Annotated in this window: 13 protein-coding genes; 10 read left to right on the forward strand and 3 right to left on the reverse strand. The window is 58.7% G+C overall.

Annotated features, from left to right (window positions below; all coding sequences use genetic code 11):
• The first annotated feature begins 3 nt into the window (after positions 1-3).
• Positions 4-486 (forward strand): dUTP diphosphatase, encoded by a 483-nt coding sequence (gene dut, locus K349_RS17220; protein ID WP_051464427.1) that lies wholly within the window; start codon positions 4-6, stop codon positions 484-486.
• Positions 487-510: 24 nt separating this feature from the next.
• Positions 511-1,518 (forward strand): proline racemase family protein, encoded by a 1,008-nt coding sequence (locus K349_RS0112660; protein ID WP_029166150.1) that lies wholly within the window; start codon positions 511-513, stop codon positions 1,516-1,518.
• A gap of 103 nt (positions 1,519-1,621) precedes the next feature.
• Here K349_RS0112660 and K349_RS0112665 read toward each other — a convergent pair whose 3' ends face one another.
• A complete protein-coding gene (locus K349_RS0112665) occupies positions 1,622-2,362 on the reverse strand; it encodes an aspartate/glutamate racemase family protein (RefSeq protein ID WP_029166151.1) in 741 nt (246 codons plus the stop codon).
• A gap of 294 nt (positions 2,363-2,656) precedes the next feature.
• Positions 2,657-4,135, reverse strand: coding sequence for a sodium-dependent transporter (locus K349_RS0112675; RefSeq protein ID WP_029166152.1), 1,479 nt, complete (start codon positions 4,133-4,135; stop codon positions 2,657-2,659).
• Between the two features lie 978 nt (positions 4,136-5,113).
• On the opposite strand from K349_RS0112675, the gene mltG reads away from it, so the two are divergent.
• The 6 genes from mltG (at position 5,114) to K349_RS0112705 (ending at position 12,653) form a co-directional block, all read left to right on the forward strand.
• Positions 5,114-6,268 (forward strand): endolytic transglycosylase MltG, encoded by a 1,155-nt coding sequence (mltG, locus tag K349_RS18185; protein WP_029166153.1) that lies wholly within the window; start codon positions 5,114-5,116, stop codon positions 6,266-6,268.
• The gene (locus K349_RS0112685) at positions 6,255-6,563 is read left to right on the forward strand and encodes a DUF4911 domain-containing protein (RefSeq protein WP_029166154.1); all 309 of its coding nucleotides are present in this window, start codon (positions 6,255-6,257) and stop codon (positions 6,561-6,563) included. Before mltG ends, K349_RS0112685 begins: the two co-directional genes overlap by 14 nt.
• A gap of 60 nt (positions 6,564-6,623) precedes the next feature.
• A complete protein-coding gene (locus tag K349_RS0112690; protein WP_029166155.1) occupies positions 6,624-7,787 on the forward strand; it encodes a GTPase in 1,164 nt (387 codons plus the stop codon).
• 125 nt (positions 7,788-7,912) lie between these two features.
• Complete coding sequence (locus tag K349_RS0112695; protein WP_029166156.1) at positions 7,913-9,283, forward strand: TldD/PmbA family protein; 1,371 nt, start codon at positions 7,913-7,915, stop codon at positions 9,281-9,283.
• Positions 9,270-11,876, forward strand: a complete 2,607-nt coding sequence (locus tag K349_RS18855; protein WP_029166157.1) for an FtsK/SpoIIIE family DNA translocase — start codon at positions 9,270-9,272, stop codon at positions 11,874-11,876. The genes K349_RS0112695 and K349_RS18855 overlap by 14 nt, the downstream gene beginning before the upstream one ends.
• Before the next feature lie 6 nt (positions 11,877-11,882).
• Positions 11,883-12,653, forward strand: a complete 771-nt coding sequence (locus tag K349_RS0112705; RefSeq protein WP_029166158.1) for a thiamine diphosphokinase — start codon at positions 11,883-11,885, stop codon at positions 12,651-12,653.
• On the opposite strand, the gene rpmB is transcribed toward K349_RS0112705, so the two are convergent.
• Complete coding sequence (rpmB, locus tag K349_RS18860) at positions 12,650-12,844, reverse strand: 50S ribosomal protein L28 (RefSeq protein ID WP_084460383.1); 195 nt, start codon at positions 12,842-12,844, stop codon at positions 12,650-12,652. The genes K349_RS0112705 and rpmB overlap by 4 nt on opposite strands.
• Before the next feature lie 152 nt (positions 12,845-12,996).
• Between rpmB and xseB the strand changes: the two genes are divergently transcribed.
• A complete protein-coding gene (xseB, locus tag K349_RS0112710) occupies positions 12,997-13,236 on the forward strand; it encodes an exodeoxyribonuclease VII small subunit (RefSeq protein WP_029166159.1) in 240 nt (79 codons plus the stop codon).
• A complete protein-coding gene (locus tag K349_RS0112715) occupies positions 13,233-14,135 on the forward strand; it encodes a polyprenyl synthetase family protein (RefSeq protein WP_029166160.1) in 903 nt (300 codons plus the stop codon). Before xseB ends, K349_RS0112715 begins: the two co-directional genes overlap by 4 nt.
• Positions 14,136-14,148 lie beyond the last annotated feature (13 nt).

Here is a 14,148-nt window from a genome sequence, read left to right on the forward strand (position 1 = left end):
AAGATCCAGGAAAAACTCGCAGCGGAAGATCGGAACAATGGAGCGCCCCGCACGGTTCTCCGAGTTCTTCGGGACGAGAAGGCGGCTGCATTGCCTCTTCCGACGTATGCGACGCCTTTTTCCTCGGGAATGGACCTCCGTGCCGCCGAGGAGGCGCTTTTGTTGCCGGGAGAGTGGGCGTCGGTCGGAACGGGCCTTTCCGTGGAAATTCCCGAGGGCTTCGAGGGACAGGTGCGTCCGAGAAGCGGCTTGGCGTTCAAACATGGCGTGACCGTGCTCAATGCACCGGGAACCATCGATGCGGATTATCGCGGAGAGGTCCGTGTGCTTCTCGTGAATCACTCCAGGGATCCCTTTACGGTGGAGAAGGGAGATCGCATCGCCCAACTGGTGATCGCCCCCGTCGTCCGGGTTGTCTGGGAGGAAACGGACGTGTTGGAGAGCAGCGAACGCGGCAGTGGCGGATTCGGCAGTACGGGACACTGACGGCATCGGGAGGAGATGGGGCAGATGGAGATCACACGAGCTGCGGCAGTCATCGACACGCACACCGGAGGTGAACCGACCCGGCTCATCATTGGAGGAGCACCACTTTTACGGGGCAAGACCATGGGAGAGAAGTGGATCGACTTTGTCACGCATCACGATGACTTCCGCGTCATGGTCATGTGCGAGCCTCGCGGGCACGGGGATATGTTCGGCGCTCTCCTGGTTCCCCCCTGCTCGGAGGCCGCTCACTACGGCGTGATCTTCATGGATTCGAGCGGCAGCATCAGCATGTGTGGTCACGGCTCCATCGGCCTCGGAAGGACTCTTGTCGATCTGGGCATGATCCCCAAGCAGGAGCCCTTCACGGAGGTCGTTCTGGATACCCCGGCGGGCCTCGTGGAATTGCGCGTGGCCGTCACGGATGGCGTGGTTGGGGACGTGACGCTGAAAAACGTCCCGGCCTTCGTCTTCGCGAGGGACGTGGAGGTGACGGTCCCCTCCTGGCCCAAACCCATTCACCTCGATATTGCCTTCGGGGGAAACTTTTTTGCCATCGTTCCCGCCGATCAGTTCGATTTCGAGATCGTTCCCGGGGAGGTGCCGAAGATGATTCCCCTTGGGCTCGAGATCCGGGATGCGGTGAACCGGAAGATGGAGGTGCGACATCCCGTGGAGACGCACATCCACAAGGTGGAACTCACAGAGTTCAGCCTCGAAAGAAGCGGCGAAATGACCCGGAATTGCGTGGTCTTCGCCTCTGGTTCGGTGGACCGCTCTCCCTGCGGGACGGGGACCTGTGCGAAAATGGCACTCCTCGCGGCAAAGGGGAAGCTTCGCCCCGGCGAGGAATTTCTCCACAAGAGTGTTACGGGGAGCGTTTTTTTGGGGTCCTGCGAACCCGGTCCCGATGTGGCCGGTTTTTCCTCGGTGGTGCCCACCCTGCGTGGCCGTTCCTTCGTGACGGGGATGAATTTCCTCCTCCGCCAGAAAGAAGACGAAGTGGGCAATGGTTTCCTGCTTCCCAAATAGGATTCTCTTTTCTGGGCGAGTGTTCGAACAAGGCGAGATGGCGTTCTGTGGAGAACTTCCGTCTCGCCCTTTTTATGTGCATATGTGCATCTGCGCCGAATTGTCACATATGGCCGCTGTAACGCGTCGGAACCAACGCGGAGTGCACGTGGCGAATCATGGTGATGAAATCGAAGACAGGAAGTCCCGTCGCTTCGTGAACCGCTGCGGCGTAAGGGGGGAGGTCGCTGCATTCCAAGAGAATCGCTCCGACCTTGGGACATTCCCGCACCATCCGTTCTGCAACACTCACGACCTCCTTCTCTATGAGTTCTGAATCGAGTGTTCCCTTTTCCTCCAGCACGGAGGTGCGGAATTCCTCCTGTTCTTCCATGCCGTAGACGACCTTGGAGATCTCCGGAGTAATTCCCACGTTTACGAAATGTTCCTCCGTAAGGCATGCTGCGTTGGCGGTAATGATGCCCACTTGTTGTTCCGGCTGTAACGTTCTTGCAATGAACGGGACCTGAAGCATGCTGGAGAGGAAGACCGGTACATGCACTGCCGCTGCCACCTGTGGCTGGAAAAGCGCCATGAAGCCGCAGGCGCCGGTGATGGCTCGAACGCCTTCCGCCTCCAGTTCCTTCGCTCCGTCGATGAAGGGGGCGAGGAGCGCGGGGTCCCGTTCGTTCAGAAGGCGCGTGATGGAGGCGCCACGCACTTCCTTGTAGCGCACGGGAAAGGGAAAGGTCGTGGCGTTTCCCACGTTTCCCGGAACGCAAGGGTAGGCCGCGTCGAGGATGAGAATGCCGATGGGCTCTCCGTCCCAGGATCTGCTTTTGCTTTTGATCCGGTACACCGTCATGGTTCTGTTCTCCCTTCAGAGGCGTGCGGTTTGTGACACGCTGAATCATGCCGTCGTTACGTCGTTATGCCAGCGAAAGAACAACCCGAAAAAACCGCTGCGGCGCCCGGGACCGGTGGCGCCGCAGCGGCAGAGGGATGATAATCAGGTTCGATTCGGAGCGACTAGGATTTCCGCCGCATGGCTGCCTTGCGCTCCTCGGCTTTCATCGCAATGCTTATGCAGAGAGCAAAGGCTCCGAAACTTATTGCCAGCGCAAGAAACATGTTGAAGACCCACATGTCGTTTGCCTCCTTACACCTTGGGCTCGAACTTGTGCTTCATGTGGTCGGCCAGCCAGTTGTTCAGGGCGAAGCCGACGCCGAGAAGAATGGCCCACTGGAGGAACATGGGTGCCGGCGCGTAGTTGTACTTGGCGATGGGGAAGATCTTCCACCACTCCCCGGGATACCAGGAAATGGACTGCTGTACCCACCAGCCGAAGATGAGAACGAACCACACCGGGAAGAGGCGGATGAGGGACCACATCCACTTTGCCTTGATGTCCGAGACGGGAGCGATGTACTCGTCCCAGATCTTGTCCACGCCGACGATCATGGCGGCAATGGCGGCGAGGAGGCCCGACATGAGCAGGCCAACGCCCCAGGTCCAGTCCATGTTCTCGAAGATCACGTTGTCCCGGGCGGCGAAGGTCCCGATCACCAGCACCACGAGAGTGACGAGGAACAGGGACGTGCGTCGCGATTTGCCCATGTCCATGAGCATGCGGACCCCCAGCTCGAGCATGGCGATCTCCGAGGAGAGCGCTGCCAGGATGAGGGCGCCGAAGAAGGCGACGGCCATGATCGTTCCTCCCGGCAGATTGGCGAAGAGACGGGTGAGATTAATGAAGGCCAGGCCGTTGTTGCCGCCAGCCATTGCGGCGTTGGGGTCCGGGGCGAGGGCGAAAACGGTGGGAATGACCGCCATGCCGGCCAAGAGTGCCGCCGATGTGTCGGCGAAACAGGCCGTGCAGGCGTTGAGGAGAATGTCTTCGTCCTTCTTCGTGTAGACGAAGTAGGTGAGGAAGAGTCCCCATCCTGCGCCTGTGGACCAGGCCGCCTGGGTGAAGGCCTCGAGCCATACCTTGGGTTTCAGCAGATCCGCGGTGTTGATGTGGAAGAGGAACTTCAGTCCTTCTGTGGCGCCGGGGAGCATCATGGCTCGGATGGCGAGAAAGGCGAGGAGGACGAAAATACCGGGGATGAAGATTTTGTTTCCTTTTTCGATACCGTTCTGAACGCCCAGCCCTACCACGAAGGCGCACAGGGCGATGGCCGCCCAGTAGAAGTACATCCCCTGATCCGCGTTACCGAGGAAGTTGGTCCAGAGCGCTTCCGTGTCCACTCCGGCAACGAGAACACCTTGGAGAGCGAAGACCAGATAGCGAATGCACCAGCCGAGGACGACGCCGTAGTAGCAGGTGATGAAAAAGCAACAGAGGCCGAAGAACCAGCTCATCCAGGTGTACTTGCGGCCGACCAGCTCCTTGAAGGCGCCGATGCAGCCCATGCGGGTGACCTTGCCGAGGACTCCTTCCATGCAGATCAGGGGAATTGCCCAGAGGAACAAAGCGAAGAAAAGAGCGAGGATGAATGCACCACCGCCGTTGGCGGCGACGACCCGGGGGAAACGCCAGATGTTTCCCGTGCCGATGGCCATGCCCATACATGCGAACAAAAAGCCCCATTTCGAAAACTGCCCAGTGCCTTTCAACTCCGTGTTCTCCGCCATGAACAGGTCTCCCTCCTTAATTTCGATTTCTCTTCTTAAGGGTTTCGGGATGAGTGGTGCCATTTCGACAAGCAAGCCGATGTCCAGGAACGGTGTGCCCTATGGAGTTTTTCCGGTGAGTGGGCTGGCTGAATGGTCCTTTGCGATGAGCATTCCTCCTTTCTCGCCGGGGCCGAAACTGTACGAAAATGCCTGTACGCAGCCCACAGGGTACAGAAGTTGCACGAACGGACCTATCTTAGGGGATGCTTCGACGCTTGTCTAGTATTCTTTTCTGAAGAATGCGTTGGCGCGAGGGCTTTGGAAGAGTTTTGAAAAGTATAAAAAATAATGATTAGTGCGAAATGCATTTGATGCACGGAGCTTCTCTGTGTTATTTTTGTGAAAAATATCGAAAGACAGGAGGCATATTTTGTTTTTTGGTTTTTTCTTGTGCAAAAAAGCCAATTTCCTGCAAAGGGATAATTTGCTGTCACCGCTTCTCCGTAAAGCCTCCCCAAAAATGACGAAGCACAACATCTTCTTGAGTTCTTGAGCTCTTCCATCCTTTCCCGGGAGAGGGCATGCCGTGCGTGGTGGTTTGTTACGGGGTATAATGAATCGGTGTGGGACGGGACGGGCTTTGGGCTGGGTTTTACAAGTTAGGGAAACCCTGATCAAGTAGGAATCGCCCTCTCTCGATTTTCGATTGCATCGCGTTTTTCCGAGATCGGCACGGCATTTTTCAGAGGCTCCTTAACAGACGCGAATTTCCGGAACAATTTTTGAGAGCTGGCGATGATGTGTCATAGTGGGAGTCTGTTCATCGTTCGGCGGATATCTTCAGGAATCTCTGAATAAGGCTGCGTCAGTCCCGCAGGGCGCCTCGCAGAGCCTGATGCGACCCGAGTCAAGGGAAAGCGAAAGGCCTTTATTCAGAGCTTCCTTCAAAACGACGCAAATGTGTGTCATGGAGAAAGAGAGGAAAGGCGGAGACGTATGCGGGACAAACCAATCACACTGCTGTTGTTTCTATTGACCGCCATGGCTTACCTGACTTTTCTTGTTCTCCCCATTTCCTGGTGGCAGGAGCGGTTGGAAATCGGACATGGGCCTTCGGTTTTCGTCATGGTCGAACCGGGCATGAGCGCCCGGGACGCCGCACGGCATTTCGTTCGGGAGGGGATTACGAGCGAGGCACAGGCCCTGTCTCGGTGGTTGACTGCCTTCGGTGTCGATCGTTCTTTGAAACCCGGGGTATATTTTCTGCGTCCGGGAAGTCCCTGGGAGGTGGCGAAACAGCTTGTGAACGCGGAACCACGTGTCTTCCGCGTCGTTCTCGTTCCGGGGAGCGACGTGGACGTTTTTGCGCAATTTCTCGGCGACGCCGTTGCCTCCTTCTGGGAGGATGTCTCTTCTTCCAATCTCCAGGAAAAACCGTTCCCCGCGAGCGGTGATATCCTTACCGGAAAGGCCGGGGAGATGCACACGGCGCTGGCGGCGGACTCCCCTGCGCCGGGGTTCATCGTTACATCGGCGGATCTTTTCGCTGCGCTCGCGGATGAAACGCATTTCCCCGAACCGCTGCGGAAAATATTGCCGGAAGACCCCTCTGAGCGATTCGCCTTTCTTCTGCCCGAAACCTTTGTGCTTCCTCCGTCGCCTTCGCTGGCCGTCTCCCTGGTGCGTCAGGCCTCTTCTCTGTGGTGGCGCGCTTTTGCTTCTGACGTAGCGAAAAAGAGCGCGACCGAAATGCGTTCTCTGGCGACCCTCGCTTCCATCATCGAGAAGGAGATCCGCAAGGAAGAGGAACGCCCCATCGCGGCAGGAGTGTTTCAGAATCGACTGGAGCGGCAAATGCCCCTTCAGTCCTGCGCGACGGTCGTCTACGCGTGGAAACTCCAGGGGCGTATCCTTCGGACGCTGACCTACGAGGATCTCAAAATCGAATCGCCTTTCAACACCTATCTCCATCCGGGTCTGCCGCCCGGACCGATTTGTGTTCCCTCCCGAAATTCCTGGTCTGCCGCATTTCACCCCGAGGAGCACGATCTTCTCTACTTCGTGGCGGATAACAAGGGAGGGCATGTCTTTTCCCGGAGCTACAAAGAGCACTTGGATGCCCAGAGGAAAATCCGCAATGAAAATCGCTGATGTGGACCGTCCGGCGTTTTCAGAGTTTCCGGACATGGTCCGCATCAGCATCCGCCTTCCCCGGGAATGGATATTTTCCCTGAGCTGGACCGTAGATGCCTACGAAGGGATTGGCTTTGTCCGTACCGACGATGCTCTGAAGGGGACTGTGTCCCTTTTTTGTCCCACCGAGCAGGAGGGGGAAGTCCTCGCTCTTCTGGAAGCTCTTCGGAAAGAGGGAATTCCTCTCGAAGTGACGGAACGTCGCGAGGCCTCTTTTTCACGGGGAACGCAGAGGTGCTCCCTCGAAGAATGAGAGAAGGAAGAGGATACGGAGTTCTTCTGAAGAATGCGACGACGCAGGAGGAATGGTGGAATGGCGGATTGGAGTGAGAAGCACTCGACCCTGGAGGGCAAACGCTGCCCTGGATGTGGCGTTCCCTTTCAGAGCGAGAAGGATGACCAACCCGGCTACGTTCCCCCGACAGTGGAGGAAGGCGAAAAGGTGGTGTGTCGGCGTTGTTTCGGGCTGATTCACTACGGAATTCTCAGCAAGGCTCCTTTGGGAGACGAGTCGCTGTTCCGTGCCCTGAAGAGCGTTTCGGCCAGGGTGGACGGCTTTCTCATCGTCTGTGACGTTTCCGACCCGGAAACGTTGCCGAGGGTTCTTGACGTGGCGGGCAACGAAAAACCTGTCCTGACCGTGCTCAACAAAGCGGATCTTCTTCTCCGTTGGATGACACCCGCGCAGATCGAAGCCAGCTTCGTCCGACGGTTCGGCCTGCATCCGGGATTGACCATCGCGCTCTCCGCGAGGGACGGACATTGCGCCAAGCCTTTACGGGAGTTACTCCAGCGAACGTTCCCCGGTGAAAAGACCGTTCTGGCCTTGGGGGCGACCAACGCGGGCAAGAGCACGCTCCTGTCGATTCTTTCGGAGGACCGAAGGCTTTCGGTTTCCCGTCTCCCCGGGACGACGCTTGGAGAGGTCACTCTTCGCACTTCCTGGGGACTCACGTTGCTCGACTATCCCGGATTCAAGCTGTCCAATCCCTTTTTGGCGCAGCTCTGTCCTCAGTGCCTCGTCGCGGCGGTTCCACGGAAGAGGCTTTTCTCCAAGGGCTTCGAACTGCACCCGGGAATGAGCTACATGTTCGGCGGTCTGGGATGGATTCGCGTTCTCGATTGCGGGAGCCGCGGATGGGTGAAGATGAATGCCTTTGTCCCCGAGGATATTCCCCTACACAGGACGAAAGCGGGAAAGGAACGGGAGCTTCTCGACAGGCACAGTGGCGATCTTTTCCGTTTTCCCTGTCGTGCCTGCTGGGATGCCCTGAAGGCGGACATGAAGGAGCCGGGGCTTTCCCTCCGTGTCGCCGAGGGAGAGGATTTGGTTTTTCCCGCGCTCGGGTGGGTGGCGGTGCAGACCGGCGAGGCGGAACTCGAAGTTGTGGCTCCGGAGGGCTGCGCGCCCCTGGTGCGTTCCTGGTTAGTGGATCTTCGAAAGGCAGGGCACCGTTTTCCGCGGAAGAGGCGATAAGCGGGGGATCCCGAGCGTACATGAACGAGAAAAACATGGACAGAGAAAGGTGAAACGATGAAGAAGCGCGGCTCGCAAAGACCGACGAAGAAGGCCGCCTCGTTGCGGAAAGGAGTACGCCATAGATGAGAGACCGATTGAGAGAAGCGCTCGTCGCGTTGGGACGCCGCGGGGATGTGTATGTCGATCTCTATGTCCAGTCGGGAGCTGGACACAGTATGAGTTACGACGACGGGAAGATCGAACAGACATCATCCTTCGTCTCCCAGGGGACAAGTGTGCGTTCCCTTCAGGGGAGTCATTCCATCATCTCCCACGCGCCGGGTATCGGGGCGAACGTCGCTTGGGGGTGTTACGCGGACATCGCGGCAGCCCATGGTGTTTCCGCCCGCCGAGAACCCTCCTCCACGTTTTTGGTGGAACCCGCCGAACCCTTCGATCCCCCCTCGTGGGAGTTTGTCCACCGGGTTGATCGGGAGATCCGGTCCATGTCGTCGGCGATTTCTCAGGTGGCATTCCGTTTCCGTACCACCCGGCAGCGCATCTTTCTCGCGAACGGCCTGGGCAGTGTCGCCGAGGACTATCGGCAGTACTGTACTTTCTCCGCACAGGTTGTCGCCTCGAAAGGGGATGTTCTTCAGACCGGATACGAGGTACGAGCGGAGCAGCGTTCCCTGGAGGAGTTTCTCAGAACTTTCGATCCTCTTTCCGTTGCGAGGACGGCGGCACTTCGGGCGCTTCTCATGCTCGATGCCATGGCATGCCCCGCCGGTCCCATGCCGGTGGTGCTCTCCGGAGAAGCGGGGGGAACCATGGTGCACGAAGCGGTGGGGCACGGTCTGGAGGCGGACATCGTCCAGAAGGATTATTCCGTCTACCGGGGACGGATCGGGGAAAGAGTGGCCTCCTGCGGTGTGACTCTCGTGGACGACGCCACTCTGGGGGGTGGCGCCTACGGGAGTTTCTCCGTTGACGACGAAGGCACTCCTGCGGCGCGGACAGTTCTCATCGAAGACGGTGTGCTCAAAGGATATCTCACGGATGTCGAATCGGCCCTTGCCGGAGATCTGCCCCTTTCCGGAAACGGAAGGAGGGAATCCTATCGGCATCTGCCGCAGCCGCGCATGAGCAACACCTACATTCTTCCGGGAAAGACTTCTCCCGAGGATATCGTTGCTCAGGCGGAACGGGGCCTCTTTGTGAAGAAACTCGGAGGAGGCGAAGTGAACCCCACCTCTGGAGACTTTGTCTTTCATGTGACGGAGGGATATCTCATCGAAAAGGGACGTGTGGGCAAGCCTGTCCGCGGAGCCGTTCTCACGGGAAACGGTCCTCAAGTTCTGCAGGATATTCTCGCGGTGGGAAACGACCTCTTCTTCCTTCCGGGAACCTGCGGAAAGGGTGGACAGGGTGTTCCCGTGACGGACGGACAGCCTACGCTCCTTCTTAGGGAAATCACGGTGGGAGGCAGCGACGTCGATCATGGCTCGAACTAGGAACGGAAAAACGAACGGAGAAGAATCGGCGCTGTTGCCTCTCGCTTCCGAGGGTGGCGGCGGAGGCGGCGTGGTCCGCAAAAGGAGCGCGAAGCGTTCCGGGGATATCCTTCCTCCCTTTCTCGGAATGACCTTTTCCCTTCTCGCGCTTCTGTCGTTTCTCTATCTTCTCGCGGCGGTTCTCACGCCGTGGACGGGGGTGTGGGGGCGGAATTGTGCGGCGTTCCTTCTCTCCAGCCTCGGTGGAGGCAGCGTCTTCCTCCTTTTTTTCGGGGTCTACATAGCTGGAGCATCGCTCGTGGAGAGGCCAGTGCCGAAACCTTTCCGCCAGTTCGCGGGGACGGTAGTGCTTTATGCTGCTGTCGCCATGTTGCTGGGGTTGCAACGTCTGCTCGGTTTTCGGATATTCCTGCGCCAGTTCGCACCAGGGGTTGTGGGCGAGACACTTTCGAAATTTCTCGTGACGAACCTCGGTCCCGCTGGAACGGTGCTCGTCGGACTGGGACTTTTGCTTTCCTCGCTCATTCTGTACGGTTGTTTCGATCCGGAAAAGCTCGGAGGGCTTCTGCTCCGCCTCAAGGTTGTTTTTTCTCTGATCGCTCTTCGAAAAAAAGGAGCGTCTCCCTCTCTCGAAGGTCCTCTTCCATCCCCTGAAGAGTCCTCTCTTCCGCCGGAAGGGCATGGTGTTCCGGAACAGGGTGTTGCTGCCCTGCCCGAAGAATCCGGGACGTCTTCGTCTGCCTTTTTGTCCCGGGAAAACGGCGCCGGTGCGGAGGTACCTTGCATTGCCCCCTCTGGAGGATTCGCCGCTGAACATTTCGAAGAGCCCGCCGGGGAAGGAAATGAATTGGTGCTGCGAAGGCCTGGCAACGCGGCTCGAGCGGTATCGACTCCTCTGCAACGGGTCGAGGAGGAACGGAGCGATTCCGGCTCCGAGGTGGAAAGGGCCGAACGGCATCGGCCGCCGACAGTGGAGGAAAGCCAACCCTGCGAAACGGGACGTCATGAATTTGTTTCCGAGGAAACGCCTCTTGCCACCGATCCTCTCGAACAACTTCTGGTAATTGAGGAAGAACACTCCTGCACTGACGGGGAGGACGAGTTCGTCCTCCCCGGAGAGAAGGATGGACGAATATTTCCGGCCCCCTTGGACGTGCTGGGTCCCCGGGAGGAAGCTCTCCGGGAGATCACGGAGGAGCAGATTGCCTCTCAGGGAGAGCGTATCATCCGCACTCTCGGAGAGTTCGGTGTCGAAGCGGCGTTGGCGGAGACCGTGGTGGGGCCTACGGTGATCCAGTTCCGCCTTCAGCTTGCTCCGGGCATCAAGGTAAGCCGGGTGGCGGGACTCGCGAACGACCTTGCGGTCGGGCTCGCCGTACCGAGCCTCCGCGTGGAGGCTCCCATCCCGGGGAAACCCTATGTCGGGGTGGAGATTCCCAATCCGGAGAGAGTCACGGTTCTTCTTCGTTCGCTGCTGGAGGAAGAGCTTTTCCGGAACACCAGGGCGGATCTTCCGCTTCCCGTGGGTGTGAGCGTCGATGGTCGCCCCATGGTGATGTCCCTTGAGGACATGCCCCACCTTCTCGTGGCGGGAACCACCGGCTCGGGAAAGAGCGTTTTCATTTCGAGCTGCCTTATCGGGCTCACCTTTCTCCGACGCCCGGAGGAGCTGCGCCTCATTCTCGTCGACCCGAAACGGGTGGAGATGACGCTGTACGAGAGGATTCCCCATATCCTTACACCTCCTGTCGTGGATTCCAAAAAGGCCGTGCATGCCCTCGCTTGGGCGATCCGGGAGATGGAGCGCCGGTACGAAGTGTTTGCCCGGGCCAGAGTGCGGCATCTCAAAGCGTACAATGCCAAGACCCTTCCCAAGGACCGGCTTCCGCATGTGGTCATCGTGGTGGATGAGCTGGCGGATCTCATGATGACCGCACCGAAGGACGTGGAGGACTACATCTGCCGTCTGGCGCAGAAGGCGAGAGCCACGGGAATTCACCTCATTCTGGCCACGCAGCGTCCGTCGGTGAACGTCATCACGGGACTCATCAAGGCGAACATTCCCGCTCGGGTGGCCTTTACACTGCCGACCCAAGCGGACTCGAGGACGATTCTCGACGTCAGCGGAGCGGAACGACTTCTCGGAAAGGGAGACATGCTGCTTCTCACCTCCCGATTTCCCAAACCTCTGCGCTGCCAAGCCACATGGATCGAGGAGAAATATATCGCTCAGTACGTGGAATATCTGGTCGCTCTTTTCGGAGAGCCCGCCTACGTGGACATTACCGCTCAGGAAGACTCCGGTTTCGGAGATGGCACTCTTTCCGCGGACGATCCACTGTTGGAGGAAGCGGTCCGCATTGTTCTGGAAACAGGCATCGCCTCGGCGAGCCGTCTGCAGCGTCAGCTCCGTGTCGGGTTCACGCGTGCTTCCCGGTTGGTGGACACGATGGAGCAGATGGGTATCGTGGGTCCGCCGGACGGAGCGAGACCACGGGAAATTCTTGTGGACGAGGACCGGGCGGAGGAGCTTCTCGCCTCTCTCTCTCCGAAGGGGGAGCGGAACGGAGCACTGTACGGGGAAGGAATCTAGGCACCCATGGCAAGCGTGTTGCATTTTCCCCAGATGTCCGTGGGTTGCAAGGGACAAAGGGGCACGGTGTCGAAAGAGACGCTCCTCCTTGTGGCGGGGGGGCGGTTCCCCGAACCGGACTGGTTGTACCGTCTCGCCGGAGCATGCCGTGTGTGGAGTGTCGATCGCGGAGCCATGGCCTGCTTCGAGGCGGGTATCGTACCGGAAAGATACGTGGGAGATGCGGACAGTTGCAGTGAGGCGGTGCTGGAGGAATTACGGAAGCGCGACGTTCCTCTGTGCATGCATCCTTCGGAGAAAGAGTGGACGGACCTCCAGCTCGCCTTTCTCGAAGCGCGACAGCGTTTCGGAAGTGCCGTGCGTGTTCTTGTGACGGGAATTTGGGGAGGTCGGTTCGATCATGCCTGGAGTGCCTGGTTTTCCGTTTTGTGGGCCGAACGGCAGGGCGTGGATGTCGCGGCTTTTGCGGACGAGCGGGAAATCTGCGTGTTTCTGAAGGCGCCTGCGGAAGTGGACTTGCGCTTCCGCGTCCCTCCCGGGGCGGTATCCCTTCTTCCTCTGACTCCGGAGTGCTCGGAAGTGAGCATTTCCCGCGTTCGCTGGCCTTTGGCTGATGTCCGTCTCGAGAGCGCCGTTCCCTACGCGATCAGCAACCGTTCTCTGGACGGAAAAACCTGTGAAATCCGGGTCGGACGAGGTACGCTGGGTGTTCACGTCTCCTGGTTCAACACCGATCCGGAGGGGAAAACGAAAAAAGAGAAAAGCGGGCCGTGCTAAACGGCCCGCTTCACTCTACCGGAACGAAGACATTTGGTGCAGATACGCAATTTCTGCGACTCGCCGAATCCCACGTCAACCTTCACGCTCTGGAGATTGATGAGCCAACGCCGTCTCGTATGGCGATTCGAGTGACTGACGTTGTTGCCCGTGGTCGGTCCTCGCCCGCAACACTGACATACCTTTGCCATGGCAATCCCTCCTTGATCCTTACACCGAACAAACAGAGGGATTCTAGCACAGGAAGGCCTTCCGTGCAATGAGATCTTGAGCGTCGGGCAAAAACTTGTTGTCGAATTGCACCGGGTCGGTGATAATGGAGCTTTGAAAGGAGGGACGAACGATGTCCTTTACCGAAGATATGGAGCGGTTGCAGGACGTGACGGTTCGGCTTGAGAAGGAGCAGTTGCCGCTGGAGGAGGCGCTCGCGCTGTTCGAAGAGGGAGTGGCCGTTGTCCGTCGCTGCGAGCGCTTTCTCAGTGAAGCTCGCCAGAAGGTGACCCTTCTCGCTTCCGAGGAAGAACGGGGGGGAGAGGACCAGGGGATTCCCTGGGATCCACTTGAGGAGGAAAAAGACGCATGACATCCTTCGACACGGTGAGGAGTTTTCTTTCGGAAACAAGGGAATACGTGGATTCCGCGTTGGAGGAACTTTGTTCCACACCTCCGGAGAACGTTCCCGAACGCCTTTGGGAGGCCATGCGCTACTCTCTCCTGGCGGGAGGAAAACGGTTGCGTCCCGCCCTCTGTCTTGCCGCGGGAGAACTCTTCGGGGAGGCAAGGGAACGTCTTCTCCCCATGGCGCTGGCGTTCGAGATGGTACACACCGCGTCGCTCATTCATGACGACCTTCCCTGCATGGATGATGACACCCTTCGCCGCGGAAGGCCGACAAACCACGTCGTTTTCGGCGAAGGGCTCGCCCTTCTGGCGGGAGACGCACTTCTCGCCTGGGCTTTCGCCTATCCTGCGGAATATCTGCCCCTTTGCGGTGTGCCCGCTCCGCGCATTGTCCGCGCTCTCGGTGTGTTCGGGGATGCTGTCGGTCCCGGGGGAATCTGCGGAGGCCAGGTTCTCGATTCCGATCCCGCGAGCAGAAAAGACTCAGCCGGATTCGTCAGGGAGATCGCAGAGCAGAAAACGGCGACGCTCATTCGGGCTTCTTTGCTTACCGGGGCGATTCTCGCCGGTGCGGGGGAGACAACATTGCGGCAGCTCTCCGGCTATGGGGCGAATTTGGGCCTGGCCTTCCAGATTGTGGACGACATTCTGGATGCCACGGCTCCCGTGGAGGAGCTGGGCAAGACCCCGGGCAAGGACGCGGCCCAGGGCAAGACGACCTTCGTGAGTACCTTCGGGTTGGACGGTGCGAAAAAATGTGCTCTCGATGCGACCCGGGAAGCGCAGGCAGCCATCGAAGCCGTCGAGGGAGCAACATTGCTTCGGGACCTTGCCGCCTACCTTGAGCACCGGTCCAGGTGAGATGGAGGCGGCG

It is taken from the genome of Aminiphilus circumscriptus DSM 16581, assembly GCF_000526375.1.
Taxonomy (GTDB): Bacteria; Synergistota; Synergistia; order Synergistales; family Aminiphilaceae; genus Aminiphilus; species Aminiphilus circumscriptus.

Coding starts and splice junctions, on each gene's coding strand:
- K349_RS0112660 (WP_029166150.1), top strand. CDS start 511: ATGGAGATCACACGAGCTGCGGCAGTCATCGACACGCACACCGGAGGT.
- K349_RS0112665 (WP_029166151.1), bottom strand. CDS start 2,362: ATGACGGTGTACCGGATCAAAAGCAAAAGCAGATCCTGGGACGGAGAG.
- K349_RS0112675 (WP_029166152.1), bottom strand. CDS start 4,135: ATGGCGGAGAACACGGAGTTGAAAGGCACTGGGCAGTTTTCGAAATGG.
- mltG (WP_029166153.1), top strand. CDS start 5,114: ATGCGGGACAAACCAATCACACTGCTGTTGTTTCTATTGACCGCCATG.
- K349_RS0112685 (WP_029166154.1), top strand. CDS start 6,255: ATGAAAATCGCTGATGTGGACCGTCCGGCGTTTTCAGAGTTTCCGGAC.
- K349_RS0112690 (WP_029166155.1), top strand. CDS start 6,624: ATGGCGGATTGGAGTGAGAAGCACTCGACCCTGGAGGGCAAACGCTGC.
- K349_RS0112695 (WP_029166156.1), top strand. CDS start 7,913: ATGAGAGACCGATTGAGAGAAGCGCTCGTCGCGTTGGGACGCCGCGGG.
- K349_RS18855 (WP_029166157.1), top strand. CDS start 9,270: ATGGCTCGAACTAGGAACGGAAAAACGAACGGAGAAGAATCGGCGCTG.
- K349_RS0112705 (WP_029166158.1), top strand. CDS start 11,883: ATGGCAAGCGTGTTGCATTTTCCCCAGATGTCCGTGGGTTGCAAGGGA.
- rpmB (WP_084460383.1), bottom strand. CDS start 12,844: ATGGCAAAGGTATGTCAGTGTTGCGGGCGAGGACCGACCACGGGCAAC.
- xseB (WP_029166159.1), top strand. CDS start 12,997: ATGTCCTTTACCGAAGATATGGAGCGGTTGCAGGACGTGACGGTTCGG.
- K349_RS0112715 (WP_029166160.1), top strand. CDS start 13,233: ATGACATCCTTCGACACGGTGAGGAGTTTTCTTTCGGAAACAAGGGAA.